Raw genomic sequence first — 26,960 nt, 5'->3', positions numbered from 1 at the left:
CTTTTGCGGCCCATTTTATTTGTCACGCCGAAAAGCGGCCAAACTGTAATATCTGTTAAACAACATTCGATTTACCCCCCCTGCCCCGCACACTAAAATGACGCAGCTTTACAGAAATCATGCCATCAGGCGCTGTCTCAACGTCTGATGGCATGGTTTTTACCGAGGTTTGATGTGAACGATAATTCAATGACCCCGCAGGAGCGCCGCGCTACCTGGGGATTGGGCACCGTATTCTCCCTGCGCATGCTCGGCATGTTTATGGTATTGCCGGTGCTGACCACCTACGGCATGGCGCTCAACGGCGCCAGCGAAGCGCTGATCGGCATCGCCATCGGCATCTACGGCCTGGCGCAGGCGGTGTTTCAGATCCCGTTCGGTCTGGTGTCCGATCGCATCGGCCGTAAGCCGCTGATCGTCGGCGGCCTGCTGATCTTTGCCCTCGGCAGCGTGATCGCCGCCGCGACCGACTCTATCTGGGGTGTGATCCTCGGCCGCGCGTTGCAAGGCTCCGGCGCGATCGCCGCCGCGGTAATGGCGCTGCTCTCCGATCTGACCCGCGAGCAGAACCGCACCAAAGCGATGGCGTTCATCGGCGTCAGCTTCGGCATCACCTTCGCCATCGCCATGGTTCTGGGCCCTATAATTACCCACGCCTTCGGCCTGCATGCGCTGTTCTGGATGATCGCCGTGCTGGCGCTGGCCGGCATCGCCATCACATTGGCGGTGGTGCCTTCCGCCGATACTCACCTGTTGAACCGCGAGTCCAGCATCGTGCGCGGCAGTTTCCGCAAAGTGCTGAGCAACTCGCGCCTGCTGAAGCTCAACTTCGGCATCATGTGTCTGCATATCCTGCTGATGTCGAGCTTCGTGGCGCTGCCGCTGGCGATGGAGAAAGCCGGGCTGGCGGCCAGCGAACACTGGATCGTCTACCTGGTGACCATGCTGGTGTCGTTCGCCGCCGTGGTGCCTTTCATCATCTATGCCGAAAAATATCGCCGCATGAAGCAGGTGTTTATGGGCTGCGTGGCGGTGCTGTTTTGCGCCGAAGTGCTGCTGTGGCTCTCCGGCGCGCACCTGTGGGGCATCATCGCCGGCGTGCAGCTGTTCTTCATGGCCTTCAACGTGATGGAAGCCATTCTGCCTTCGCTGATCAGCAAAGAATCACCGGCCGGCTATAAGGGCACCGCGATGGGGGTCTACTCCACCAGCCAGTTTATCGGCGTAGCGATCGGCGGCAGCCTCGGCGGCTGGCTGTACGGTTTGCAGGGGGCAGGCCTGGTGTTTATCGCCGGCGCGGTATTGGCCGCCGTTTGGTTCCTGGTCAGCAGCACCATGAAAGAGCCGCCGTATGTCAGCAGCCTGCGCATTACGCTGTCTGAACTGGCGGTGAAGGATTCGGCGCTGGAAAGCCGCCTGAAGGCGCAGCCCGGCGTGGCCGAGGCGATCGTGGTGCCGGAGGAGCGCAGCGCCTACGTCAAGGTGGATACCAAGCAGACCAATCGCGGTCAACTGGAAGCGCTGGTCAATTCGCTGTAAAGAATCAGGGCCGGCAATGCCGGCCCCGTCGAGATTAATCGCGGAAGTTCTTGAACTGGAACGGCTGCCCCAGATCGCCGCCGCGCACCAGCGCCATCACGCTCTGCAAATCGTCGCGTGACTTGCCGGTCACCCGCACTTCTTCGCCCTGGATCTGCGCCTGCACCTTCAGCTTGCTGTCTTTGATCAGCTTGACGATTTTCTTCGCTACAGAGGTTTCAATCCCCTGCTTCAGCTTGGCTTCCACGCTGTAGGTTTTACCGCTGTGGGTAAACTCTTCCGGGATCTCCAGCGCGGCGCCGTCGATGCTGCGCTTGCTCAGCTTTTCGCGCAGAATGTCGAGCAGCTGCTGCACCTGGAAATCAGACTCGGTGGCAACCTTGATGCTTTGATTCTTCTCGTTTAGCTCAAAGCTGGCCGGCACGTTGCGAAAATCCCAGCGGGTGCCGAGATCGCGGGTGGCGTTCTCAACGGCGTTACGCACTTCCTGCATATCAATTTCGGAAACGATGTCGAAAGATGGCATACTTCTTCCTCCTGAATGAGTGCCTAATAGCTTAGGCGATTTTGATGCCGAGCATGATAACCGCTTTGCCGCCTCAGACAAAATCTGCTGAACGCACGCAGGGATAGCGCTTCAGGCTGCCATAAAGCCTATAGTTAGATCACGGTAATTGAGCGGTATTCCCGTGTTTCCAAGGAGACTGAATGAAAATAACCATTCTTGGTTGCGGCGCGCTCGGACAACTGTGGCTCTCCCGGCTGTATCAGCAGGGCCACGATGTACAGGGATGGCTAAGAGTGCCGCAGCCTTTTTGCGCCGTGAACGTGATCGAGCCGGAAGGCGTCTCGTTTAATCGCAATTTGCCCACCAACGATCCTGAGCACCTCGCGCAGAGCGAGCTGCTGCTGGTGACGCTGAAAGCCTGGCAGGTCTCCAGCGCGGTCAGTGCGCTGCTGCCGAAGCTGAACCCTCAGTGCGCCATTTTGCTGCTGCACAACGGCATGGGTACCCAGGAGGAGCTGCCGCAAAACGGCCAGCCCATCCTGCAGGGCACCACCACCCACGCCGCGCGCCACGAAGGCAGCACCATTATTCACGTCGCCACCGGCATCACCCACATCGGCCCCACCTCACCGGCCGCCCAGCATCTCAGCCACCTGGCGGAAGTGCTGCATCAGGCGCTGCCCGACGTCGCCTGGCACAACAACATCGCCTCGGCCAACTGGCGCAAGCTGGCGGTCAACTGCGTGATCAACCCGCTGACGGCGCTGTACGGCTGCCGCAACGGCGATCTGCAGCGCTACCCGGAGCAGATCGAAACGCTGTGTCGTGAAGTCGCCAGCGTGATGGCGATGGAGGGCTACCACACCTCCTGCGAAGGCCTGATGCAATATGTGATGGACGTGATCCACAGCACCGCCGACAACGTTTCGTCGATGCTGCAGGATATCCGCAGCCAGCGGCATACCGAGATCGACTACATCACCGGCTACCTGCTGCGCCGTGCGCGCAGTCACGGCCTCACGCTGCCGGAGAATGCGCGGCTGTTTGAATTGATTAAACGAAAGGAAAATGAATATGAGCGTATCGGCGCTGGTTTGCCTGGCACCTGGTAGCGAAGAAACCGAAGCCGTCACCACCATCGATCTGCTGGTGCGGGCGGGCGTTAAAGTCACTACCGCCAGCGTCGCCGGTGACGGCGAGCTGACTATCGTTTGTTCGCGCGGCGTCAAGCTGCTGGCAGACGCGCCGCTGGTGGCGATCGTCGATGAGCCTTTCGACGCCATCGTGCTGCCCGGCGGCCTGAAGGGGGCGGAATGCTTCCGCGACAGCCCGTTGCTGGTGGAAAAAGTGCGGCAGATGCACCTGCAGGGGAATATCGTCGCCGCCATCTGTGCGGCGCCGGCGCTGGTGCTGCAGCACCACGATCTGTTCCCGGTCGGCAACATGACCGGCTTCCCGGGCCTGAAAGACCAGATACCGGCGGATAAATGGATGGAACGCCGTGTGGTGTACGACGCACGCGTCAAGCTGCTCACCAGCCAGGGGCCGGGCACCGCGATGGAGTTCGCGCTGAAGCTGATCGATCTGCTGCTCGGCAAGGCCAAAGCGGCGGAGATCGCCGCGCAGCTGGTGCTGATCCCCGGGATGTACGATTTCCGCGACTGAGCGGCTTGCCGATAAAAAAAGGGCTGAACACCGGTTCAGCCCCTCTCGTTTACGCCGCTGCCCGCGTTACGGGCGATAAACCTTCACGTTGCTGAAGCCCTGCTCCAGCAGGTACAGCGCCTGCAGGCGGCTCATTACGCCGCGCTCGCAGTACAGCAGATAGGTTTTGCTCTGATCCAGATCGCCGAACTGAGTGCTCAGCTTGTAGAACGGCAGCGCTTTCACTTCAACCTGTTCCAGCTGCAGCGGCTTCTCTTCCTGCTCGTCGTTGGAACGGATATCCAGGATCACCTCGTCGGCGCCGAAGGCCGCGACGGTTTCCACTTCGGTCACCTGCTCCTGCGCCTGCTCGGCGATAGAGCGGATATCGACGTTCTTCGCTTCGCTCACCACCCGATCGAGAATGCTGAAATCGAAGTGGCTCTCTTCCTCTTCGATCTTGGCCTTGACGGCTTTCACCGTCGGGCTCTTCGAAATCACGCCGCAGTATTCCGGCATGGTTTTGGCGAAGTCTTCGGTGCCGATTTCGCGCGCCAGCTTGATGATGTGCTCTTTATCGTGCGAAATCAGCGGGCGCAGGATCAGGGTGTCGGACGCGTTATCGATCAGGCGCAGGTTGGTCAGCGTCTGGCTGGACACCTGCCCCAGCGCTTCACCGGTCACCAGCGCCTGCACGCCATAGCGTTCGGCCACTTGCGAAGCGGCGCGCACCATCATGCGCTTGAGCACCACGCCCATCTGGCCGTCGTCGACCTTCTCCAGGATCTCGCCCACCACCGGCTCGAAGTCGATGGCGACGAAGCGCACCTTGTGCGAGCTGGCGAAACGGTTCCACAGGTAGTGCGCCACCTGCTTCACGCCAATCTCGTGCGCGGCGCCGCCCAGGTTAAAGAAGCAGAAGTGCACGCGGCAGCCGCGACGCATCAGCATATAGCTGGACACGCCCGAGTCGAAACCGCCGGAAATCAGCGACATCACGTCTTCCTGAGTGCCGACCGGATAACCGCCGATGCCTTCGAGACGGCGTTTGACCAGCATCAGCTTGTCGTCTTCAATCTCCAGGTTTACCGTGACCTGCGGTCGGGTCAGGTTAACGCGCGCGCTGTCGATATGCTGGTTCAGGCCGCCGCCGACGTAACGCTCCACGTCCTGCGAATTGAACGCCTGCTTGCCGCGACGCTTGACGCGCACGCAGAAGGTTTTGCCTTCCAGCTGGGCGCGGTAGGCTTCCAGCGTCTGCTCGAAGATGTGGTGGGTATCGGTATAAGCGCGATCTTCCACTTCCAGAATATGGTGGATGCCGGGAATGCGCGTCAGCGCGTCGGCGATGATCGGCCGCTGGTTTTCATCTTTGGCGCGAACTTCGATATGATCCCAGTGACGGACGACCGCCAGCGTTTCATCATACTGCTTCAGGACGTTGCGAATATTGGTCGAGAGAATCTTGATAAAGCGCAAGCGCACAGATTGGCTCTTGATGGTGATTTCCGGGAACAATTTAATGATAAACTTCATGGCGGTCTTTGTTGTCAGATAAGAATTACGGCGCGGAGTATATCACCATATCGCCGTGCTCTGCGCACAAAACCACACATGAGCGCCATGATTTGCTAATCAAGATCCGCTAGGATAGGCTCTGGCGCCACGGTTCACATGATGACGTAAAAAGAAAATTATGCCGAAAAAACCAGCACAATCAGCCAGTACAGAGCAAACAGCCAGCTTTGAAAGCGCCCTCGGCGAGCTGGAAAGCATCGTGACGCGTCTGGAGTCGGGCGAACTGCCGCTGGAAGACGCGCTGAACGAATTCGAACGCGGCGTGCAGCTGGCGCGCCAAGGCCAGCAGAAACTGCAACAGGCGGAACAGCGTGTGCAGATACTTCTTAACGACAGCGCCGACGATGCGGCGCTGGCGCCTTTCACACCAGATGCCGAGTAACCGACATGTCTGAGATCGCCCCATCGGCCGCTTTTGCCGATCAACTGCAGATTTTCCGCCAGCGCGCCGATCGCGCGCTGCTGGACTTCATCGCCCCGCTGCCGTTCAACGACGGCAACATGGTGGCGGCGATGCGTCACGGCGCCTTGCTGGGCGGCAAGCGTCTGCGTCCGTTCCTGGTGTACACCACCGGCCAGATGTTCGGCGTGTCGCTGAGCAACCTGGACGCGCCGGCGGCGGCGGTGGAATGCATCCACGCCTACTCGCTGATCCATGACGATCTGCCGGCGATGGACGACGACGATCTGCGCCGTGGCCAGCCGACCTGTCACATTAAATTCGGCGAAGCCAACGCGATCCTGGCCGGCGATGCGCTGCAAACGCTGGCGTTTTCGATCCTGGCCGATGCCGAAATGCCCGACGTGGCGCTGCGCGATCGGCTGGCGATGGTTTCCGAACTGGCGAGCGCCAGCGGCGTAGCCGGCATGTGCGGCGGCCAATCGCTGGATCTGGAAGCCGAAGGCAAGCGCGTCGATCTGCAGGCCCTGGAGCAGATCCACCGCCACAAAACCGGCGCGCTGATCCGCGCCGCGGTGCGCCTGGGCGCGCTGAGCGCCGGCGAAGCAGGGCGAGCGGCGCTGCCGCAGCTGGATCGTTACGCCGCTGCGGTTGGCCTGGCGTTCCAGGTGCAGGATGACATTTTGGACGTTGTCGGCGAGACTGAAAAGATCGGCAAGCGCCAGGGCGCGGACCAACAACACGGAAAGAGTACCTACCCGGCGTTACTCGGGCTTGACAGCGCGAAAGCAAAAGCGTGGGATCTCTATCAGGAAGCATTAGCTGCATTAGACACTTTGGCAGCGCAATCTTATAACACAGCGCCATTGCGAGCGTTAGCCAGCTTCATTATTGAACGCGACAATTAACGTGTGACGTTAACTCCTCTGATATGAGTATCGAATGAGTCTTGATATAGCCAAATACCCAACCCTGGCGCTAGCGGAAAACCCCGAGGAACTCCGCTCACTGCCCAAAGAGAGCTTGCCGAAGCTGTGCGATGAGCTGCGGCAATACCTGCTGAACAGCGTCAGTCGTTCCAGCGGCCACTTTGCCTCCGGGCTGGGTACCGTCGAACTGACGGTGGCGTTGCATTTCGTCTACAACACGCCGTTCGATCATCTGGTGTGGGACGTCGGCCATCAGGCCTACCCGCACAAAATTCTGACCGGCCGCCGCGATCGGATCGCCACTATCCGGCAAAAGAACGGCCTGCACCCCTTCCCGTGGCGCGCCGAAAGCGAATACGACGTGCTGTCGGTCGGCCATTCGTCGACCTCGATCAGCGCCGGCCTCGGCATGGCGGTGGCGGCAGAGCGTGAAGGCAAAGGCCGCCGCACGGTGTGCGTGATCGGCGATGGCGCCATCACCGCCGGCATGGCGTTCGAAGCGATGAACCACGCCGGCGACATCAATCCGGACATGCTGGTGGTGCTGAACGACAACGAGATGTCGATCTCGGAAAACGTCGGCGCGCTGAACAACCATCTGGCGCAGCTGCTGTCCGGCAAGCTTTACTCCACCCTGCGCGAAGGCGGCAAGAAAGTGCTGGCCGGCGTGCCGCCGATCAAGGAGCTGGTGAAACGCACCGAAGAGCACCTGAAAGGCATGGTGGTGCCAGGCACGCTGTTCGAAGAGCTGGGCTTCAACTACATCGGCCCGGTAGACGGGCACGACGTACAGGGCCTGGTCGCCACGTTGAAAAACATGCGCGATCTGAAAGGCCCGCAGCTGTTGCACATCATGACCAAGAAAGGCCGCGGTTACGCGCCGGCGGAGAAGGATCCGATCAGCTTCCACGCGGTGCCGAAGTTCGATCCCGCCAGCGGCACGCTGCCGAAAAGCGCCGGCGGTCTGCCGACCTATTCGAAAATCTTCGGCGACTGGCTGTGTGAAACCGCCGCCAAAGACAGCTCGCTGATGGCAATCACGCCGGCGATGCGCGAAGGCTCCGGCATGGTGCAGTTCTCGCGCGACTATCCGCAGCAATATTTCGATGTGGCGATCGCCGAGCAGCACGCGGTCACCTTCGCCGCCGGGCTGGCGATCGGCGGCTACAAGCCGGTGGTGGCGATCTACTCCACCTTCCTGCAACGCGCCTACGATCAGTTGATCCATGACGTGGCGATCCAAAACCTGCCGGTGATGTTCGCCATCGATCGCGGCGGCATCGTCGGCGCCGACGGCCAGACCCACCAGGGGGCGTTCGATCTGTCGTTCATGCGCTGCATCCCGACCATGGTGATCATGACGCCGAGCGACGAAAACGAATGCCGCCAGATGCTGTATACCGGCTATCACTACAACGACGGCCCGAGCGCCGTGCGCTATCCGCGCGGCACCGGCACCGGCGCGGCGCTGGAGCCGCTCAGCCTGCTGCCGATCGGCAAAGGCGTGGTGCGTCGCCAGGGGGAGAAGATCGCCATTCTCAACTTCGGCACCCTGCTGCCGGAGGCCGCTGCGGCGGCGGAAGCGCTCAACGCCACGCTGGTCGACATGCGCTTCGTCAAACCGCTGGACGAGCAGCTGGTGCTCGAACTGGCCGCCAGCCATGAAACGCTGGTCACGCTGGAAGAGAACGCCATCATGGGCGGCGCCGGCAGCGGCGTCAACGAACTGCTGATGGCCAAACGCCGTCCGGTGCCGGTGCTGAACCTCGGCCTGCCGGACAGCTTCGTCTCGCAGGGCACCCAGGAAGAGCTGCGCGCCGATCTGGGGCTGGACGCCGCCGGCATTCAGCGCCAAATCGAAACCTGGCTGGCGCAGTAATCGCCGCCCGCGCCTGAAAAAACGCCTCCGCTCCCGGGGGCGTTTTCGTTTCCGCCCTCCGGGATCCGCGCTACAGTTACTGTCTGAGCTGTGAATGGGAGGCAAACATGAAGTACCTGAAACTGGGCAACACCGATCTGAACGTCTCACGCATCTGCCTGGGTTGCATGACCTACGGCGAACCGAACCGCGGCAATCACGCCTGGACGCTGCCGGAAGAGAGCAGCCGCCCGCTGCTGAAACAGGCGCTGGAAGCCGGCATCAACTTTTTCGACACCGCCAACAGCTATTCCGACGGCAGCAGCGAGGAGATCCTCGGCCGGGCGCTGCGCGACTATGCACGCCGCGAAGACGTGGTGGTCGCCACCAAGGTCTATTTCCCGCTGAGCAACCTGGAGCGCGGTTTGTCGCGCGCCAAGATCATGCAGTCCATCGACGACAGCCTGCGGCGCCTGGGCACTGACTATGTCGATTTGCTGCAAATCCACCGCTGGGATTACGAAACGCCGCTGGAAGAGACGCTGGAGGCACTGCACGAGGTGGTGAAAGCCGGTAAGGCGCGTTACATCGGCGCCTCTTCCATGTACGCCTGGCAGTTCGCCAAAGCGCTGTACACCGCCGATCTGCACGGCTGGACGCGCTTCGTCAGCATGCAGGATCAATACAACCTGATCCAGCGCGAAGAAGAGCGCGAGATGCACCCGCTGTGCGCCGCCGAAGGCATCGCCGTGCTGCCGTGGAGCCCGCTGGCGCGCGGCCGCCTGACCCGCCCCTGGGGCGAAACCACCGCGCGGCTGGTCTCCGACCAGTTCGGCAAAAGCCTGTACGAGGAAACTGAAGGCATCGACGCCATCATCGCCGAACGCGTCGCCAGCCTCGCCGAAGAACGCGGCGTTTCACGCGCGCAGATCGCGCTGGCCTGGCTGCTGAACAAGCCGGCGGTCAGCGCACCGATCGTTGGCGCCTCGCGCAGCGAGCAGTTGGATGACGCCATCGCCGCGGTCGATTTGAGTCTGTCGCCGCAAGAGGTGGCGGAACTGGAGACGGCTTACGTGCCGCATCGGGTGACGGGGTTTGAATAAAGAGTAGCGGGCGCGAAACGCCGCGCCCGTCTGTCAGAACAGCCCGATCGGCCAGTGGTGGCCAATCAGGTAGATGATACCGGCGGACAGCACGCCGGCGATGATATCGTCGACCATGATGCCCATGCCGCCATGCACGTTGCGGTCGAACCAGCGGATCGGCCACGGCTTCCACATATCCAGAATGCGGAAGATGACGAAACCGGCGGCGACCCAGCGCCAGTCGTTGACCGGCAGCGCCATCAGCGTGATCCACATGCCGACGAACTCATCCCAGACGATGCTGCCGTGATCGTGCACCTTCATGTCTTTTGCCGTGCGGTGGCAAATATAGACGCCGATACAGATGCTGAACATCACCGCCAGCGAGTAGAGCTGCCATGGCAGCTGGATCAGCAGCAGCCAGAACGGGATCGCCGCCAGCGATCCCATGGTGCCCGGCATCACCGGCGACAAACCGCTGCCAAAACCGGTGGCCAGCAGGTGCCACGGATTGCTCATCCGCAGCCGACGCTTGGCTTCATCCATGAGTGCCCGGCTCCGCATTGAAATGATCGAACCCGGCCCAGTCCAGCTCTACCGCTTCGTCGTTGCGATAATAGCGGATGCCTTCAGACAGCGGACCAATTTGGCCGATGCAGGTGTAGTCGGCGCCGAGGTGGCTCAGCGCCACTTCCAACGCGCCGCGGTTGATCTCCGGTACGGTGAAGCACAGCTCGTAATCTTCGCCGCCCGCCAGCGCCCAACGCAGCGCCTGCTCGGCATCCGCGTGGCTGCTCAGCGCCTGCGACATCGGCAGCTCGTCCAGCACGATGCGTGCGCCACAGTCGCTGGCCTTCAGGATGTGTTTCAGATCGGAGATCAGGCCGTCGGAGATGTCGATCGCCGAGCTGGCCAGGTCGCGCAGCGCCTGCCCCTGCAACACCCGCGGCTGCGGGCGCAGATGGCGAGCGATCAGGTAATCGCGCGCCGCCGCCTCCGGCACCGCCAGACGATCCTGCAGAATCGCCAGACCGGCGGCGCTGTCGCCCAGCGTGCCGGTCACGTAGATCCAGTCGCCGATGCGCGCGCCGCTGCGGGTTAACGCCCGGCCGGCCGGGATCAGCCCCTGAATGGTCAAGGTCATGCTCAGCGGGCCGCGCGTGGTATCACCGCCGATCAGCTGCATGCCGTAATAGTTGAGCTGATCAAACAGGCTGTCGCTGAAGGCCTTCAGCCAGGGCTCATTCACCTCCGGCAGGGTCAGGGCCAGTGAAAGCCACGCCGGATCGGCGCCCATCGCCGCCAGATCGCTCAGATTGACCGCCAGCGCTTTATAACCGAGATCGGCCGGATCGATGTCCGGTAAGAAGTGCACGCCCGCCACCAACGTATCGGTACTGACGGCCACCAGCTGTTTTTCCGGCACTGCCAGCAGTGCGCAGTCATCTCCAATGCCCAACTGTACATCCCGGCGCACGCGCTTAAACCGGTCAAAATAGCGGGCAATGAGGTCAAATTCACCGCATGCCATATCGATATTCCACGAGAAGAAATTAAGGCCGGGAATGCCGGCCTTAATGTTTTACTTTTTCTTGCGAAGGGTTGGCGCCACTTTATCCAGCACCCCGTTCACAAACTTGTGGCTGTCTTCCGCGCCGAAGGTTTTCGCCAGCTCGATCGCTTCGTTGATCGCCACCTTGTAAGGGACATCCTCGCGCATTTTCAGTTCAAACAGCGCGACGCGCAGCACTGCGCGCTCCACCTGGCCCAGCTCTTCGAGCTGACGCGACAGGTATGGCGCCATCAGTTCGTCCAGCATACCTGCATTCACTGCCGCGCCGGACAGCAACTCGCGAAAATAGGCGACGTCAACATCTTTGACATCCTGCTCCGTCAGGAACTGGTGTTCAACATCGGCAAGGTCGTTTTTAGACAACTGCCAAGAGTAAAGCGCTTGAACAGCGCACTCACGAGCGCGGCGACGAGCAGCAGGTTTCACGGAATTCCCCTTAACTAAATTCAGGCTTTAATAGCTTTGATAACATTAATCATTTCAAGTGCGGTCAACGCGGCTTCAGCGCCCTTGTTGCCCGCTTTGGTGCCGGCGCGTTCGATCGCCTGTTCGATGCTTTCGGTGGTCAGCACGCCAAAGGCAACCGGGATTTCGGCATTCATCGCAACGTTGCCGATGCCGGAGCTGGCTTCGCCCGCCACATATTCGAAGTGCGCGGTGCCCCCACGGATAACGGTGCCCAGCGCGATAACCGCGTCGTATTTGCCGGTTTTGGCCAATACGCTCGCCGTCAACGGCAGCTCGTAAGCGCCCGGGACCCAGACAACGGTGATGTTGTCGTCAGCAACCTGACCAATGCGTTTCAGCGCGTCGATGGCGCCTTCCAGCAGGCTGTCGTTGATGAAATTGTTAAAACGTGCAATTGCGATCGCCACACGGGCATTTGGAGTAGCAACAACACCTTCGATAACTTTCATGGGCTTTCCTTAAAAATGGGTTCAATACCCCGCAGGGGGGCGGATTCTATCATATTCTTTCATCGCCTGCGCGGCGCTTTTGTAAAACCGGCGCGCAGGCGCGAGATTCAGTGTTTCGCCCGCAGGCACAAACGCAGATCGGGGCCGACCTGGCGCACGTCGCTAAAGACGAATTCCGGCGCGTCGGCCAACCGCTCCAGGCCCGGCAGGTGGCACAGGCCACGGCCATTATCGCCCAACAGTTTCGGCGCGATGTACAAAATGAGCTCATCCACCAGGCCGGCCTGCAGCAGCGCGCCAGCCAGCGATGCGCCCGCCTCCACCCAGATTGAATTCACCTGGCGCTTGGCCAACAGCATCATCATCACCACCAGATCGACGCCGCCGCCGTGCGCCGGGCAGATAAACTGCTCAACGTCTTGCGGCCAGGCCTGTTCATCCGCCTGCAGGCGCGCCAGCCAGGTGGCGCCCGGCTGCTGCACCACGCGGTGCTGCGGGGTAATGCGGTTTTGGCTGTCGAGCAGGATGCGCAGCGGCTGACGCAGATTTTCGCGCGGATAGAGGCGCTGGGTCTCGGCATCCAACTCATCCCAACGCACCGTCAGCGACGGATCGTCCGCCAGCACGGTGGCGCTGGTGCTGAGGATCGCGGCGCTCTGCGCGCGCAGGCGCTGCACGTCCTGACGCGCTTCGGGTGAGGTGATCCACTGGCTCTCGCCGGAGGCCATCGCCGTGCGCCCGTCCAGCGACGCGCCCAGCTTCAGTTGCACATAGGGGAAACCGGTGCGCATGCGTTTGAGGAAGCCCAGGTTGACCGCTTCGGCTTCGGCCAGCATCAGGCCATGACGCACCTCGACGCCGGCCTGCTGCAGCTTGTACAGCCCGCGCCCCGCCACCTGCGGATTGGGATCTTGCATCGCCGCGACCACTCGCGTTACGCCGGCGGCCACCAGCGCATCGGCGCAGGGCGGCGTGCGGCCGTGATGGCTGCACGGCTCGAGCGTGACATAGGCGGTGGCGCCGCGCGCCTTGTCGCCCGCCATACGCAGCGCGTGCACTTCCGCGTGCGGCTCGCCGGCGCGCAAGTGATAGCCTTCACCGACAATTTCGCCGTCGCGCACGATAACGCAGCCGACGTTCGGATTGGGCGCGGTGGTGAAACGCCCCAGGCGCGCCAGTTCGAAGGCGCGCGCCATATAAAATTCGTCGTGATGCATGAAAGATCCTTTAGTCTTGCAGGCGGGCGATCTCTTCGCCGAACTCGCGCACGTCTTCGAAGCTGCGGTATACCGACGCAAAGCGAATGTAGGCCACCTTATCCAGCTTTTTCAACGCGTCCATCACCAGATTGCCGACTAACTTGGTCGGCACTTCGCGTTCGCCGGTGGCGCGCAGTTGGGATTTGATATGGTTAAGGGCGTTTTCCACGTCGTCCGAGCTTACCGGGCGCTTTTCCAGCGCTTTCAGCATGCCGCGGCGCAGTTTGTCTTCGTTGAACGGCTCGCGCACCTCATCGCTTTTAATCACTCGCGGCATCACCAACTCGGCCACCTCGAAGGTGGTGAAGCGTTCATTGCACACCAGACACTGGCGGCGGCGGCGCACTTGCGAACCGTCCCCCACCAGGCGGGAATCAATGACTTTGGTATCAACGGCGGCGCAGAAAGGGCAATGCATAACACGTCCTGATAAACGTTTTTATAGATAAATGCAGTTTACCCCGAAGTGCAGCCACAACAAAGGGCGGCGGCCATTTGTTGCGACACGCAGCCGGGAAGCGGCGCCGATATGACTTTCCCCTCCGGGCGGACTAAGCTGATAACAGGAGATTCAGCATAGGAAATCGCCGTCATGACAACCTGTTACCCCAAAATCGCCCTGCTCGCCGCCGCCGTGTTGCTGGCAGGCTGTGCGCACAACGCCGCCGTCCCTCAACTGCACCATCAGGTCGCCGCGCTGAACCAGAAAGTGAGCGTGCTGACCGATCAAACCACCGCGCTGGAGCGGCAGAATATGCTCAATCAGCACTCCGACAACGGCGTCTACCTGCTGCCGGCGGCCCGAAGCGCCGCCCGTTTGCAAAGCGGCATCGGCGAGCTGAGCGTTTCGCTGAGCCACATCAAGAGCGAAGCCAACGGCACGCAGGCGCAGCTGCATGTGCGCACCCTCTCACAGGCCACGCTGCCGCCGTTCAACGCGGTGGTGGAATGGGGCCAACTGGACGACGCCACCGGGCGGCCGTTGACCGCCGAGGCGCTGTCGCAACCGATCGCCAGCGCCGACTCGCTGCTGCCGAAACCCGGCCAGGACTTTGAGCTGCGCTTCAGCGGCCTGACGCCGGAACAGCTGGGCTATATCCGTCTGCACAGTCTGGTTTCGACCGCCCAACCGGCGGTGGTGCAGCAACACTGAAAACTCGAGGCAAAAAAAAGGAGCGCCGGCGGCGCTCCTTCTCATTTCGCTGAATACTGCGGCGGTTAAGGCAGAATCGAAGGCTGATCCGCGCCCTCTTTTTCCACTTTTTGCTGCAGCATGTGCTCGCGTTTCATCCCCAGTTTCAACGCCAGCGCGGACGCGACGTAGATGGAGGAGACGGTACCGATCGACACGCCGATCAGCATCGCCAGCGAGAAGCCTTGCAGCATCGCGCCGCCGAAGATGTACAGCATCAGCACCACCATCAGGGTGGTCCCGGAGGTCATCAGCGTACGGCTCAGCGTCTGGGTCAACGACACGTTCATGATCTCGTAAGGCGTGCCGCGGCGGATCTTGCGGAAGTTCTCACGAATACGGTCGGAGACCACGATGCTGTCGTTCAGCGAGTAACCGATAACCGACATCAGGGAAGCGACGATGGTCAGGTCAATCTCGATGTGGAACAGCGACAGCACGCCCAGCGTGATGATCACGTCGTGCGCCAGCGCGATAACCGCCCCCAGCGCCAGGCGCCATTCGAAGCGGAAACCAACGTAGATCAGGATACAGATCAACGCCACCAGCAGCGCCATGCCGCCGGTTTGCGCCAGTTCGCTGCCCACGCTCGGGCCGACGAACTCGATACGCTTCACGGTGGCGTTTTTATCCACCGAGTCGTTGATCACGCCGATCACCTTATTGCCCAGTTCCTGGCCTGCGGTGCCGGTCGCCGGTGGCATGCGCACCATCACGTCGCGGCTGCTGCCGAAGTTCTGGATAATCGGATCCTGGAACCCGGCCTTCTCCAGCGTATCGCGCATCAGGTCGAGGTTAGCCGGCTTCTCCAGGTTGATTTCAATCACCGTACCGCCGGTGAAATCCAGACCCCAGTTAAAGCCGCGCACCGACATGGTGACGATCGACGCGACCAACAGCAGCAACGAGATGCCGAAGGCCAAATAGTCCCAGCGCATAAAGTCGTAGACTTTACGGCCGTAGTTGAGTTGCTCAACAGTATAATCCTGTGCCACAACGCACTCCTCAGATAGACAGCTTGTTAATGCGTTTGCCGCCGTAAAGCAGGTTGACGATGGCACGGGTACCGACAATCGCGGTGAACATGGACGTCGCCACACCGATAGCGGTGGTGATCGCAAAGCCTTTGATCGAACCGGTGCCCACTGCGTACAGGATGACCGCGGTGATCAGGGTGGTGATGTTGGCGTCGACGATACTGGAGAACGCGCCTTTATAGCCCTCATGGATCGCCTGCTGAACGGACCGGCCGTTCTTCAGCTCCTCCTTGATACGTTCGTTAATCAGTACGTTGGCGTCAACCGCCACCGCCAGCGTCAACACGATCCCGGCAATACCCGGCATGGTCAGCGTCGCTCCCGGTAATAGGGACATCACGCCGACGATCAGCACCAGGTTGGCGACCAGCGCCGTGGTGGCGATCACGCCGAACTTACGGTACCAGACCACCATGAAGACGATGGACGCCACCAGGCCCCACAGACAGGCTTCCAGACCTTGAGTGATGTTCTGCTGACCCAGGGTTGGACCGATGGTGCGCTCTTCAACGATCTGAATCGGCGCGATCAGCGCACCCGCACGCAGCAGCAGCGAAAGCTGACGCGCTTCGTTCGGGTTGCCGATGCCGGTGATGCGGAAGCTGTTGCCCAGACGCGACTGAATGTTCGCCACGTTGATCACTTCTTCCTGTTTCACCAGCACCGCACGGCCGTTGGCGTCTTTCTTGCCGCTGTCCTTATACTCCACGAACAGGGTCGCCATCGGCTTGCCGATGTTATCCTTGGTGAAGTTGGACATCGACGTGCCGCCGGCGCTGTCCAGCGAGATGTTAACCTGCGGCTGGTTGTATTCGTCGGTGCTCGAGGTGGAGTCGGTGATGTGGTCACCGGTCAGGATCACGCGCTTGTACAGCACGATCGGCTGGCCGTCACGGGTGTATTTCACCTCGGAGTCGCCCGGCACGCGGCCGTTGGCCGCCGCAGTGGCGTCCGCATTGGTGTTCACCAGACGGAACTCCAGGGTCGCGGTGGCGCCCAGAATTTCTTTGGCGCGCGCGGTGTCCTGAATGCCCGGCAGCTCAACCACGATGCGGTCGGCGCCCTGGCGCTGCACCAGCGGTTCGGCGACGCCGAGCTGGTTGACGCGGTTACGCAGGATAGTGATGTTCTGCTGTACGGCGTATTCGCGCGCTTCGCTCAGACGGGCGTCCGTCAGGTTGGCTTTCATGGTGTTGGCGCCGTTGGCGGACAGCACCAGATCGCGCTGACGCGGGCCGATGTAGCTGATGGCCTGGTCACGGGCCGCATCGTCGCGGAAGCGAACTTCCACGCCGTTGTTGTCCAGCTTGCGGATAGACGCGTAAGGAATGCCCTTCTCACGCAACTCGCTGCGCAGGGTATCCATGGTCTGTTCCTGCAGCTTGCTCAACGCGGTGTCCATGTCCACTTCCATCAGGAAGTGCACGCCGCCGCGCAGGTCCAGGCCGAGTTTCATCGGCTCTGCGCCCAGCATGGCCAGCCAGGTCGGCGTGGCCGGCGCCAGGTTCAGCGCCACGACGAATTTGTCACCCAGCTCGGTCACCAGCGCTTCGCGGGCGCGCAGCTGAACGTCAGGATCTTTAAAGCGAGCCAGGATGGCGCCATTTTCCAGCGCAATCGACTTGCTCGCGATGTTGTCTTTTTCTAATACGGTACGGACCTGGTCCAGCGTAGTTTCACTGGCGGCGACGCCGCGCGCGCCAGTGATTTGTACGGCCGGATCCTCACCGTAGATGTTGGGAAGCGCATAAAGCAGACCGACGAGGATCACGACGATCAACATCAGATACTTCCACAAAGGATAACGGTTTAGCACGGCAATTCCCTTCGGGAAAAAAGATTACAGGGCCTTCATGGTACCTTTCGGCAGAACGGCCGCCACGAAGTCACGCTTGATCATCACTTCCGTGGTGTCGTTCAGCGCGATGGCGATGATGCCGGTGTCGGCCACTTTGGTCACGCGACCGATCAGGCCGCCGGTGGTCAGCACTTCGTCGCCTTTACCGATGGAGTCCATCAGCTTCTTGTGATCTTTCGCGCGTTTCTGCTGTGGGCGCAGGATCATGAAGTAGAAGATCAGGCCGAACACCACCAGCATAATGATCAGAGAGTACGGGCTTCCCTGAGCCGGAGCCCCTGCGGATGCGACGGCGTCAGAAATGAAAAAGCTCATTGAAATTCCCTCATTAAGTTATCAATTATTAGATCAAGCGTTTAAAGGCGGAATCGGCTTGCCGATCCGACCATAGAAATCCGCAACAAACTGCTCTAATTTACCCTCTTCGATAGCCTGGCGTAAACCCGCCATCAGGCGCTGGTAGTGACGCAGGTTATGAATCGTGTTCAGTCGAGCACCCAATATTTCGTTGCAACGGTCGAGATGGTGCAAGTAGGCGCGGCTGTAATGGCGACAAGTGTAGCAATCACAGTCCTTATCCAGCGGAGAAGTATCATCCTTGTGCTTGGCATTACGGATTTTTACCACACCGTCAGTCACGAACAAATGGCCGTTGCGGGCGTTGCGGGTCGGCATGACGCAATCGAACATGTCGATGCCGCGGCGCACGCCTTCCACCAAATCTTCCGGCTTGCCGACGCCCATCAAATAGCGTGGCTTATCTTCCGGAATTTGCGGGCAAACGTGTTCAAGAATGCGATGCATATCCTCTTTCGGCTCGCCTACAGCCAAGCCGCCCACAGCGTACCCGTCAAAGCCGATATCCACCAGCCCTTTGACGGAAACATCACGTAAATCTTCGTAAACGCCGCCCTGAATGATGCCGAACAGCGCATTTTTATTTTCCAGTTCGTCGAAACGCTTGCGGCTGCGCTCCGCCCAGCGCAGCGACATTTCCATCGAACGCTTGGCGTAGTCCCAGTCGGCCGGGTATGGCGTGCATTCGTCGAAGATCATCACGATGTCGGAGCCCAGGTCATACTGGATCTCCATCGATTTTTCCGGGCTCAGGAACACCTTGTCGCCGTTGATCGGGTTGCGGAAGTACACGCCTTCCTCTTTGATCTTGCGCATCGCCCCCAGGCTGAACACCTGGAAACCGCCGGAGTCGGTGAGGATCGGACCTGGCCACTGCATGAAGTCGTGCAGATCGCCGTGCAGTTTCATGATCTCCTGGCCCGGGCGCAGCCACAGGTGGAAGGTGTTGCCCAGCAGGATCTGCGCGCCGGTCTCTTTCACTTCTTCCGGCGTCATGCCCTTGACCGTACCGTAGGTACCGACCGGCATAAAGGCCGGGGTTTCCACCACGCCGCGGTCGAAAATCAGGCGGCCGCGGCGAGCGCGGCCATCGGTAGTTTGTAGTTCGTACTTCACAAAGCCTCCAGCATCAGAGAAACAGTCTGATGTCGTTGAAACGGGGCCGCGCCGTGCGCGCAGCCCGGGAATTTAGCCGCCGACGGATTCGTTTTCCGCCTGCGGATTACGGCTGATGAACATCGCATCGCCGTAGCTGAAAAAGCGATACTGCTCGGCTACCGCCTGCTGATAGGCGTTCATGGTATTTTTATAGCCGGCGAAGGCCGACACCAGCATGATCAGGGTAGATTCCGGCAGGTGGAAGTTGGTCACCAGCGCGTCGATCACCTGGTAGTGATAGCCCGGATAGATAAAGATGCTGGTGTCGCCGAAGAACGGCGCAATCAGCGCCTCTTTGCTGGCCGCCGCGGCGCTTTCCAGCGAACGCACCGAGGTGGTGCCCACCGCCACCACGCGCTTGCCGCGCGCTTTGCAGGCCAGCACCGCATCCACGACCTCCTGCGGCACTTCGGCGTATTCGGCGTGCATCACGTGATCTTCGATAGTTTCCACGCGCACCGGCTGGAAGGTGCCGGCACCGACGTGCAGCGTCACGAACGCCATTTCCACGCCCTTGGCGCGCAGCGCCGCCAGCAGCGGTTCGTCGAAGTGCAGGCCGGCGGTCGGCGCGGCGACCGCGCCCGGCTTCTCGCTATAAACCGTCTGATACAGCTCGCGGTCGGCGTCTTCATCCGGGCGAGCGATATACGGCGGCAGCGGCATATGGCCGGCCGCGTTGAGAATGGTGAATACGTCACGCTCGTCGTTGAAACGCAGCTCGAACAGCGTCTCATGGCGCGCCACCATGGTGGCGGCGATGCTCTCGTCATCCCCCAGCAGCAGCTCGGCGCCCGGCTTCGGCGCTTTCGACGCGCGCACGTGCGCCAGCACGCGATGGTCGTCCAGCACGCGCTCCACCAGCACTTCAATCTTGCCGCCGCTGACCTTGCGGCCGAACATCCGCGCCGGGATCACGCGGGTATTGTTGAACACCAGCAGATCGCCGGCCTCCAGCTTGTCCAGCAGATCGGTGAATACACCATGCGTCAGCGCCCCGCTCGGCCCGTCCAGCTGCAGCAGGCGGCATGCGCTGCGCTCGGCCTGGGGATAATGGGCAATCAGGGATTCGGGAAGTTCAAACGAAAAATCAGCGACGCGCATGGGTATTCACTTCTTCAATTTAGGGCTGGTTGGTAAAAAACAGGCGGCCTAGTCTAAAGCCGGGGGCGGTCAGCGGCAAGAAATAAGGAGGATTTGCCTGACTTCAGGTATAGTTGAGGGATGAATTTTCTCGCTCATCTTCACCTGGCCATGCTGGCGGACAGCTCGCTGCTGGGCAACCTGCTGGCCGACTTCGTGCGCGGCAACCCCGCCGCCGACTACCAGCCCGATGTGGTGGCCGGCATCATGATGCACCGCCGCGTCGACGTGTTGACCGATAGCCTGCCGCAGGTCAAAGCCTGCCGCGACTATTTCAGCGCCCCCTACCGCCGCGTGGCGCCGATCACCCTCGACGTGGTGTGGGACCATTTTTTGGCGCGCCACTGGCAGCAGCTGGAGCCCTCGCGCGATCTGCACCAGTTTACCCAGGAAGCCCGCAGCCAGATCGAACCTTACCTGCCGCTCACGCCGCCGCGTTTTCAGAACCTGAACGGCTATCTGTGGCCGGAGCGCTGGCTGGAACGCTACGCCGAATTGCCGTTCATCGCCCGAGTGTTGCAGGGCATGGCCAGCCGCCGCCCGCGCCTCGAAGCGCTGGCCGGCTCGTTCGCCGATGTCGAACAACATTATCATCAGCTTGAAACACAATTCTGGCAGTTTTATCCGCAAATGATGCGGCAGGCGAAGGAAAAAACGCTCTGAGGTCAAGCCCAAGCGTTTGAAATTGCTGCGCCTTGCAAGAATTTACGTTTTGCCGCTTGCCCTTTTGTGGGAAAAGGTTATTTTTAAAGCTCGATAAAATATATCAACGACTTTGATAGGTGAAAGCTATCTCATCGATTGGTCTTTTACCCTTTATTCACCAAGTCACGGCCCCTATACTGGCCCTTGCTTTTACATCCACCCTTTAACACCTATTACAGGAGTAATTATGGTCCTGGTAACTCGTCAAGCCCCTGACTTCACTGCAGCTGCCGTACTGGGTAGCGGCGAAATCGTTGAAAACTTCAACCTGAAGAAGCACCTGAACGGCAAACCAGCCGTGCTGTTCTTCTGGCCAATGGACTTCACCTTCGTATGCCCTTCCGAGCTGATCGCTTTCGATCACCGCTATGAAGAGTTCCAGAAGCGTGGCGTTGAAGTGGTTGGCGTTTCCTTCGACTCAGAATTCGTTCACAACGCATGGCGTAAAACCCCTGTCGACAAAGGCGGCATCGGTGAAGTGAAATACGCAATGGTTGCTGACGTTAAGCGTGAAATCCAGAAAGCTTACGGCATCGAACACCCGGAAGCCGGCGTTGCGCTGCGCGGCTCCTTCCTGATCGACAAAGACGGCATCGTACGTGCTCAGGTGGTTAACGACCTGCCAATCGGCCGTAACATCGACGAAATGATCCGTACCGTTGACGCGCTGCAATTCCACGAAGAGCACGGTGAAGTGTGCCCGGCTCAGTGGGAAAAAGGCAAAGCAGGTATGGGCGCTTCCCCAGACGGCGTGGCAAAATACCTGTCTGAAAACGCTGCCAAGCTGTAATTTCAGCCTGATAGTGAATCAACCGGCCCCCGCGGCCGGTTTTTTTATGCTCCATTTTGGGGCAGCCCGCCCGCCTTCAGTGCTTTATTTCCCTGTTTCCGCTCACATTTCCCACCCTGTTCACCGCGCGTACGCCCATCTGCGGCTACTATCAATAACGCTGGCTCGCGCTTTGCAAGCGAGTAACGGCAAGCAAACACAACACAATAAAAAACTGACAGGGTAGGAATAACTATGTTTTTACAGAAATGGAGCAAACCCCTGACCATGGCGGCGCTGCTGGTCAGCGGCAGCCTGTACGCGGCATCCAACCCAGCGGTGGAGGCCCAAAACGGCATGGTGGTCACCTCGCAGCATCTGGCCTCGCAGGTCGGGGTGGATATCCTGAAAATGGGCGGCAACGCCATCGACGCCGCCGTGGCGGTCGGCTATGCGCAGGCGGTGGTTAACCCCTGCTGCGGCAACATCGGCGGCGGCGGCTTTATGACCGTCCACCTAGCGGACGGCACCGATACCTTCATCAACTTCCGCGAAACCGCGCCGGCGGCGGCCAGCGCCAACATGTATCTGGACGCCGACGGCAAGGTGAAAAAAGACGCCAGCCTGTACGGCTATCTGGCGGCGGGCGTGCCGGGCACCGTGCTGGGGATGGAAACCGCGCGTGAGAAGTACGGCAAGCTGAGCCGCGAACAGGTGCTGGCGCCGGCGATCAAGCTGGCGCGCGAAGGTTTTGTGCTGACCCGCGCCGACACCGATATCCTCGACACCACCATCGCACGCTTCAAGCAGGATCCCGAATCGGCCAAAATCTTCCTGCGCCCGGACGGCAGTCCGCTGCAGCCGGGGGATAAACTGGTGCAAACCGATCTGGCCAACACGCTGGAGGCCATCGCCAAAGGCGGAACCGACGCCTTCTATAAAGGCAAGATCCCGCAGGCGGTGGAGGCGGCAGCCAAACAGGGCGGCGGCATTTTGACGGCGGCCGACTTCGCCAACTACAAAGTCACCGAAACGCCGCCGATCACCTGCAGCTATCGCGGCTACAAGTTCGTGTCGGCGCCGCCTCCCAGCTCCGGCGGCGTGACGCTGTGCGAAATCCTCAACGTGGTGGAAGGCTATGATCTGAAAAGCATGGGCTTCAACTCGGCGGCGGCCATTCACACCATGACCGAAGCGATGCGTCATGCCTACATGGATCGCAACACCTACCTGGGCGACCCGGAATTCATCAAGAACCCGATCGACCGGCTGGTGAGCAAGAGCTACGCCGAGCAGATCCGCAAGAAAATCGTCGCGGACAAGGCCACGCCGTCGGAAAACGTGCAGCCCGGCATGGAGCCGCATGAGAAGCCGGAAACCACCCACTATTCGATTGTCGATCACGACGGCAACGCGGTCTCCACCACCTATACCGTCAACGGCCGCTTCGGCGCTGTCGTCATCGCACCGGGCACCGGCTTCTTCCTCAATGACGAGATGGACGACTTTACGGTGAAAGTGGGCGAGAAAAACCTGTACGGGCTGGTGCAGGGCACCGCCAACAGCATTGCCCCCGGTAAGCGCCCACTATCGTCGATGAGCCCGACACTGGTGACCAAGGACAACAAGATCTTTATGGTGCTGGGCTCGCCGGGCGGTTCGCGCATTATCACCATCACCCTGCAGACCGCGTTGAACGTGATCGACCACGGCATGGCGCCGCAGGAAGCGGTAGACGCGCCGCGCATCCATCACCAATGGTTGCCGGATGAGGTGTACTACGAACAGCGCGGCGTTTCCGCCGATACGCTGAAGCTGCTGAGCGGCATGGGTTATAAGATGGTCGAGCAAACGCCGTGGGGCGCCGCCGAACTGATTCTGGTCGGTTTACCGGGCGCGGCGGGCGTCAGCCCGGCCAACTCCGGCAACGATTCGGCAGTTTCCGGTAAAGTGCGTGAAGGCTACCTGTACGGCGCCAACGACGTGCGCCGTCCGGCAGGCTCCGCGGTCGGTTACTGATGTAAATACCCACTCACCTTAATCGCGGGGGCGTTTCTGCCCCCGCACTCCCTTTAGCCCTCGCAGCGCCATACGGTGGCCGACTCTTCCGCCAACTGCAGGCGCAACCCGCCCGCCGTTTCGCTCAACTCTCCCCGCCCTTCCACACGCCGCCACGGGCCACGCGCCAACAGCGGGTTATGCGGCAGCTGCGCCTGGCCGCTGCCGTCGCGCTGCAGCGCCACCAGCACCTGCTCCTGCTGATACAGACGCACGAACACCAGCGTTTCGCCGCTGGCGTACAGCACCTGACAGCCGCCGCGGCGCAAGGCCAGGCTCTGTTTACGCAGCGCCGCCATGCGCTGGAACAGCGCCAGCAGCGGCCGATCCCAGTCGCCGACGTCCCACGGGAACGGCTTGCGGCAGAACGGATCGTTGCCGCCGTCCAACCCAATCTCATCGCCATAATAGAGGCAAGGCACACCGATCCAGCTCAGCAGCCACACCGCCGCCATCTGCATGCGCGCCGCGTTCCCCTGCAACAGCGTGAGGAAACGCGCGGTATCGTGGCTGTCCAGCTGATTGAACTGGATCAGCTGGCGGCTGTGCGGCAGCCCGGCGCGGTAACCGTCCATCCACTGCGCGCACCCGGCGGCGTCCAGCCGCACCGGGTGGTAGGCCACGTCCAGCCCCGCTAAAAACGCCCGCACCGGCAGCGCGAATCCCATGTAGTTCATCGCCGCATCCTCCACGCCGGCGTGCAGCCAGCGGCGCGCGTCGCCGAAGTGCTCGCCCAAGACATAGGCCTGCGGATTCTCCTGCTTCACCGCCTGATAGATGCCCGCCAGGTGGCGCAGATTGCCGGTGGCGCCGCCGTTCTCCCCCAGCATATGCACCACGTCCAGCCGCCAGCCGTCGATGCTGTACGGCGGGCGCAGCCAGTGACGCACCACGCTGCCTTCGCCCTGATAAATCGCTTCCGCCACCTGCGGCTCGGCGAAGTTGAGCTTCGGCAGGCTGGCGTTGCCCTTCCAGTCGAGCGCGCGGCCGTCCGGGTAGAAGTTGAACCAGCCGCGATACGGCGAATCGGGGTGGTGACAGGCGCCGTTTTCGCCCTGACGATGGCGGTCAAACCACGGGTGCGAATCGCCGGTGTGGTTGAATACCCCGTCCAGCACCAGTTTCATGCCCACATTGTGAGTGCTTACTCGCAAACGCTGCAGCGCCGCGTTGCCGCCGAAGTGCGGATCGACCTGGTAATAGTCCTCGGTATCGTACTTATGCACGCTCGGCGCGGTAAAAATCGGGTTCAGGTACAACGCCGTCACGCCCAGCTGCTGCAGGTACGGCAGTTTGCCGCTGATGCCGTCCAGATCGCCGCCGTAAAAGGTCGAGGCGGCGTGGCGATCCTCCAACGGGTGCTGCCAGTCGCGCCGAATTACCTCGGCGCCGGCCGCATGATGGCGATAGCTGCCGCTCTGGATGCCGTGCTCGCCGCCGCTGCTGGCGAAGCGATCGGGGAAAATCTGGTAGAACAGCTGATCCGCCACCCACTCGGGGCCATTGTCAGGATCGTCGACGGCGAACTGCGCCAGCTGGCCCGGCGGCGTTGACGACCAGCCCTGCGGACCGAACCACTGTTGGCGATCGGCCCACAGCAGCTTGAAGCAGTATCGCCGCGTCGGCTCGCCCTCATTCAGCGTCAGGCTGGCCTGGTAGCGCCGCATCCCCTCGTGGCGCTGCGCTTTCATCACCAGCAGCCACTCTTCATTGTCCGGTTCGGCGCGCAAAAATACCCGTTCAGGCAGTTCATCCCCTTGTAACCACAGCGTGATATCCAAACGTTGCCCTTGCTTTACAACAAAAGGCGGGACCGGTTGATGCCAGGCGTTAAGCATACTGTTCTCCTGCTGTACCAAACGAAATCGACGGCGTTCTTCAAGAAACGAACAATGCCACGTTAAGTGCAACTCCCCCTCCTCTCTGGCCGCAAAACCCGGGGATGAGCCGGGGGGCGGAGACCGAAAAATAGCGCTAACTTGATGTAAAAAAAGGTAAACAGGCACAAATCCTGCACGTTACCCCTTAGGCTAACGCGCTTTAAGTTTACAGGATATTTTTTGCGCATTTTTTAAGGAGCGGTAATGCAACAACAGATAACGCGCTGGCTGGAACAGTTTGGTTTGGAATTCGGCGGAGTGATGTCGCTGTTGATGGTATTGGGGTTGATTGTTCTGATCTCGGTAGCGATCCACCTGGTGCTGCACCGGGTGGTGTTGGCTGCTCTTCAGCGCCGTGGCCAGCAGTCGCAGCGCGTCTGGCAACAGGCCATCACCCAATACAAACTGTTCCAGCGCGTGGCGCTGCTGCTGCAAGGGGTGATCATCAGCATCCAGGCGACGCTGTGGCTGCAGAGCGGCAGCCAGACCCAGGCGGTGATCGTCACCGCCGCGCAGGTATGGATCCTCGCCTTTACCCTGCTGTCGCTGTTCTCGCTGCTGGATACGCTGCTGGCGCTGCTGCGCCAAAGCCCGATTTCCAATCAGCTGCCGCTGCGCGGCATTTTCCAGGGCCTGAAACTGGTGGCGGCGATCCTGATCGGCATCATGATCGTCTCATTGCTGATGGGCAAATCGCCGCTGCTGCTGCTCAGCGGCCTGGGCGCCATGACCGCGGTCTTGATGTTGGTGTTCAAGGATCCGATCCTCGGGCTGGTGGCCGGCATTCAGCTCTCCGCCAACGATATGCTCAAGATCGGCGACTGGCTGGAAATGCCGAAATACGGCGCCGACGGCGCGGTCACCGACATCGGCCTGACCACGGTCAAAGTGCGCAACTGGGACAACACCGTCACCACCATCCCCACCTACGCGCTGATCTCCGACTCATTCAAGAACTGGCGTTCGATGTCGGAATCCGGCGGGCGCCGCATCAAGCGCAGCCTGAATATCGACACCGGCAGCGTGCACTTCCTGTCGGAAGAGGAACAGCGCCGCCTGCAGCGCAACCCGCTGCTGCACAGCTATCTGAATAACAAAACCCAGGAGCTGAGCCAGCACAACCAGGAGATCGCCGTCGATCTGGCCTCGCCGCTCAACGGCCGCCGTCTCACCAACCTCGGCACGCTGCGCGCCTATCTGGAAGCCTACCTGCGCGCTCATCCGCGTATTCACCAGAACATGACGCTGATGGTGCGCCAGCTGGCGCCGACGCCGGAGGGCCTGCCGCTGGAAATCTACGCCTTCACCAACACCACGGTCTGGGCGGAGTATGAAAGCATTCAGGCGGATATTTTCGACCATATCCTGGCGGTGATCGACGAGTTCGGCCTGCGCGTGCATCAGACGCCGACCGGCAACGACCTGCGCGGCATGCTGCGACAAAGCGCGAACGCTTCCTGACGTCGGCTGACGTAACTGTGTCTGCTGGTAATTATTCGCTTTCAATTGCCAGCAG

At 60.8% G+C, this 26,960-nt stretch carries 26 protein-coding genes; 12 read left to right on the top strand and 14 right to left on the bottom strand.

What is annotated here, in order from left to right; genetic code table 11:
* The first annotated feature begins 174 nt into the window (after window positions 1-174).
* Complete coding sequence (locus GT753_RS00505) at window positions 175-1,539, top strand: MFS transporter (RefSeq protein ID WP_015376841.1); 1,365 nt, start codon at window positions 175-177, stop codon at window positions 1,537-1,539.
* 34 nt (window positions 1,540-1,573) lie between these two features.
* Here GT753_RS00505 and GT753_RS00500 read toward each other — a convergent pair whose 3' ends face one another.
* Window positions 1,574-2,065: a YajQ family cyclic di-GMP-binding protein gene (locus GT753_RS00500; RefSeq protein WP_004940373.1), complete on the bottom strand. Its 492-nt coding sequence runs from the start codon at window positions 2,063-2,065 to the stop codon at window positions 1,574-1,576.
* Window positions 2,066-2,247: 182 nt separating this feature from the next.
* On the opposite strand from GT753_RS00500, the gene panE reads away from it, so the two are divergent.
* Together panE and yajL are read left to right on the top strand one after the other, a co-directional pair.
* A complete protein-coding gene (gene panE, locus GT753_RS00495; RefSeq protein ID WP_004940375.1) occupies window positions 2,248-3,159 on the top strand; it encodes a 2-dehydropantoate 2-reductase in 912 nt (303 codons plus the stop codon).
* The gene (gene yajL, locus GT753_RS00490) at window positions 3,122-3,712 is read left to right on the top strand and encodes a protein deglycase YajL (protein ID WP_015376840.1); all 591 of its coding nucleotides are present in this window, start codon (window positions 3,122-3,124) and stop codon (window positions 3,710-3,712) included. Before panE ends, yajL begins: the two co-directional genes overlap by 38 nt.
* Window positions 3,713-3,778: 66 nt before the next feature.
* Here the strand turns inward: yajL and thiI are convergent, their stop codons facing one another.
* Entirely contained in the window at window positions 3,779-5,227 is a 1,449-nt protein-coding gene (gene thiI, locus GT753_RS00485; protein ID WP_160125147.1) for a tRNA uracil 4-sulfurtransferase ThiI, read from the bottom strand.
* Window positions 5,228-5,387: 160 nt separating this feature from the next.
* Here thiI and xseB point away from each other — a divergent pair, with 160 nt between their 5' ends.
* The 4 genes from xseB to GT753_RS00465 all read left to right on the top strand — a co-directional run bounded on the left by xseB (window position 5,388) and on the right by GT753_RS00465 (window position 9,559).
* A complete protein-coding gene (xseB, locus tag GT753_RS00480; protein ID WP_015376838.1) occupies window positions 5,388-5,651 on the top strand; it encodes an exodeoxyribonuclease VII small subunit in 264 nt (87 codons plus the stop codon).
* 5 nt (window positions 5,652-5,656) lie between these two features.
* Window positions 5,657-6,577, top strand: coding sequence for a (2E,6E)-farnesyl diphosphate synthase (gene ispA, locus GT753_RS00475; RefSeq protein ID WP_076740507.1), 921 nt, complete (start codon window positions 5,657-5,659; stop codon window positions 6,575-6,577).
* Window positions 6,578-6,611: 34 nt separating this feature from the next.
* On the top strand, window positions 6,612-8,477 hold the full coding sequence (gene dxs / locus GT753_RS00470) for a 1-deoxy-D-xylulose-5-phosphate synthase (RefSeq protein ID WP_033642060.1): 1,866 nt from the start codon (window positions 6,612-6,614) through the stop codon (window positions 8,475-8,477).
* Between the two features lie 107 nt (window positions 8,478-8,584).
* On the top strand, window positions 8,585-9,559 hold the full coding sequence (locus GT753_RS00465; RefSeq protein ID WP_015376835.1) for an aldo/keto reductase: 975 nt from the start codon (window positions 8,585-8,587) through the stop codon (window positions 9,557-9,559).
* Window positions 9,560-9,592: 33 nt separating this feature from the next.
* On the opposite strand, the gene pgpA is transcribed toward GT753_RS00465, so the two are convergent.
* The 6 genes from pgpA to nrdR all read right to left on the bottom strand — a co-directional run bounded on the left by pgpA (window position 9,593) and on the right by nrdR (window position 13,708).
* A complete protein-coding gene (gene pgpA, locus GT753_RS00460; protein WP_004940382.1) occupies window positions 9,593-10,087 on the bottom strand; it encodes a phosphatidylglycerophosphatase A in 495 nt (164 codons plus the stop codon).
* Window positions 10,080-11,072, bottom strand: a complete 993-nt coding sequence (thiL, locus tag GT753_RS00455) for a thiamine-phosphate kinase (protein WP_015376834.1) — start codon at window positions 11,070-11,072, stop codon at window positions 10,080-10,082. The genes pgpA and thiL overlap by 8 nt, the downstream gene beginning before the upstream one ends.
* A 51-nt stretch (window positions 11,073-11,123) precedes the next feature.
* Window positions 11,124-11,540, bottom strand: coding sequence for a transcription antitermination factor NusB (gene nusB, locus GT753_RS00450; RefSeq protein WP_004940384.1), 417 nt, complete (start codon window positions 11,538-11,540; stop codon window positions 11,124-11,126).
* Window positions 11,541-11,560: 20 nt separating this feature from the next.
* Window positions 11,561-12,031, bottom strand: coding sequence for a 6,7-dimethyl-8-ribityllumazine synthase (gene ribE / locus GT753_RS00445; RefSeq protein WP_004940385.1), 471 nt, complete (start codon window positions 12,029-12,031; stop codon window positions 11,561-11,563).
* A 107-nt stretch (window positions 12,032-12,138) separates the two neighbouring features.
* A complete protein-coding gene (gene ribD, locus GT753_RS00440) occupies window positions 12,139-13,248 on the bottom strand; it encodes a bifunctional diaminohydroxyphosphoribosylaminopyrimidine deaminase/5-amino-6-(5-phosphoribosylamino)uracil reductase RibD (RefSeq protein ID WP_075684442.1) in 1,110 nt (369 codons plus the stop codon).
* A gap of 10 nt (window positions 13,249-13,258) precedes the next feature.
* On the bottom strand, window positions 13,259-13,708 hold the full coding sequence (gene nrdR / locus GT753_RS00435) for a transcriptional regulator NrdR (RefSeq protein WP_004940387.1): 450 nt from the start codon (window positions 13,706-13,708) through the stop codon (window positions 13,259-13,261).
* 174 nt (window positions 13,709-13,882) lie between these two features.
* On the opposite strand from nrdR, the gene GT753_RS00430 reads away from it, so the two are divergent.
* On the top strand, window positions 13,883-14,443 hold the full coding sequence (locus tag GT753_RS00430; protein ID WP_160125146.1) for a DUF3251 domain-containing protein: 561 nt from the start codon (window positions 13,883-13,885) through the stop codon (window positions 14,441-14,443).
* 65 nt (window positions 14,444-14,508) lie between these two features.
* Here GT753_RS00430 and secF read toward each other — a convergent pair whose 3' ends face one another.
* The 5 genes from secF to queA form a co-directional block, all read right to left on the bottom strand.
* Window positions 14,509-15,477, bottom strand: a complete 969-nt coding sequence (secF, locus tag GT753_RS00425) for a protein translocase subunit SecF (protein ID WP_004940389.1) — start codon at window positions 15,475-15,477, stop codon at window positions 14,509-14,511.
* Window positions 15,478-15,487: 10 nt separating this feature from the next.
* A complete protein-coding gene (gene secD, locus GT753_RS00420) occupies window positions 15,488-17,335 on the bottom strand; it encodes a protein translocase subunit SecD (protein WP_004940390.1) in 1,848 nt (615 codons plus the stop codon).
* Between the two features lie 24 nt (window positions 17,336-17,359).
* The gene (gene yajC / locus GT753_RS00415; RefSeq protein WP_004940391.1) at window positions 17,360-17,692 is read right to left on the bottom strand and encodes a preprotein translocase subunit YajC; all 333 of its coding nucleotides are present in this window, start codon (window positions 17,690-17,692) and stop codon (window positions 17,360-17,362) included.
* A 33-nt stretch (window positions 17,693-17,725) separates the two neighbouring features.
* A complete protein-coding gene (gene tgt, locus GT753_RS00410) occupies window positions 17,726-18,850 on the bottom strand; it encodes a tRNA guanosine(34) transglycosylase Tgt (protein WP_004940392.1) in 1,125 nt (374 codons plus the stop codon).
* 72 nt (window positions 18,851-18,922) lie between these two features.
* Window positions 18,923-19,993: a tRNA preQ1(34) S-adenosylmethionine ribosyltransferase-isomerase QueA gene (gene queA, locus GT753_RS00405; protein ID WP_004940394.1), complete on the bottom strand. Its 1,071-nt coding sequence runs from the start codon at window positions 19,991-19,993 to the stop codon at window positions 18,923-18,925.
* 120 nt (window positions 19,994-20,113) lie between these two features.
* Between queA and GT753_RS00400 the strand changes: the two genes are divergently transcribed.
* From GT753_RS00400 to ggt, 3 genes are all read left to right on the top strand, one after another.
* A complete protein-coding gene (locus GT753_RS00400) occupies window positions 20,114-20,695 on the top strand; it encodes an ACP phosphodiesterase (RefSeq protein ID WP_015376830.1) in 582 nt (193 codons plus the stop codon).
* A gap of 229 nt (window positions 20,696-20,924) precedes the next feature.
* Window positions 20,925-21,527 carry a peroxiredoxin C gene (locus GT753_RS00395; protein ID WP_004940403.1) on the top strand — a complete coding sequence of 201 codons (603 nt, stop codon included), beginning with the start codon at window positions 20,925-20,927 and terminating at the stop codon, window positions 21,525-21,527.
* A 234-nt stretch (window positions 21,528-21,761) separates the two neighbouring features.
* On the top strand, window positions 21,762-23,525 hold the full coding sequence (gene ggt / locus GT753_RS00390) for a gamma-glutamyltransferase (protein WP_060558705.1): 1,764 nt from the start codon (window positions 21,762-21,764) through the stop codon (window positions 23,523-23,525).
* A gap of 53 nt (window positions 23,526-23,578) precedes the next feature.
* On the opposite strand, the gene malZ is transcribed toward ggt, so the two are convergent.
* On the bottom strand, window positions 23,579-25,402 hold the full coding sequence (gene malZ, locus GT753_RS00385) for a maltodextrin glucosidase (protein WP_160125145.1): 1,824 nt from the start codon (window positions 25,400-25,402) through the stop codon (window positions 23,579-23,581).
* Window positions 25,403-25,648: 246 nt separating this feature from the next.
* Between malZ and GT753_RS00380 the strand changes: the two genes are divergently transcribed.
* On the top strand, window positions 25,649-26,905 hold the full coding sequence (locus GT753_RS00380) for a mechanosensitive ion channel family protein (RefSeq protein WP_004940416.1): 1,257 nt from the start codon (window positions 25,649-25,651) through the stop codon (window positions 26,903-26,905).
* Window positions 26,906-26,960: the final 55 nt, after the last annotated feature.

Origin of the sequence: Serratia sp. Z4 (assembly GCF_009900725.1) — a bacterium.
Classification (GTDB): Bacteria; Pseudomonadota; Gammaproteobacteria; order Enterobacterales; family Enterobacteriaceae; genus Serratia; species Serratia nematodiphila.
Note: the sequence above shows the minus strand (reverse complement) of the source record. Positions and strands in the feature narration are given on the sequence as shown.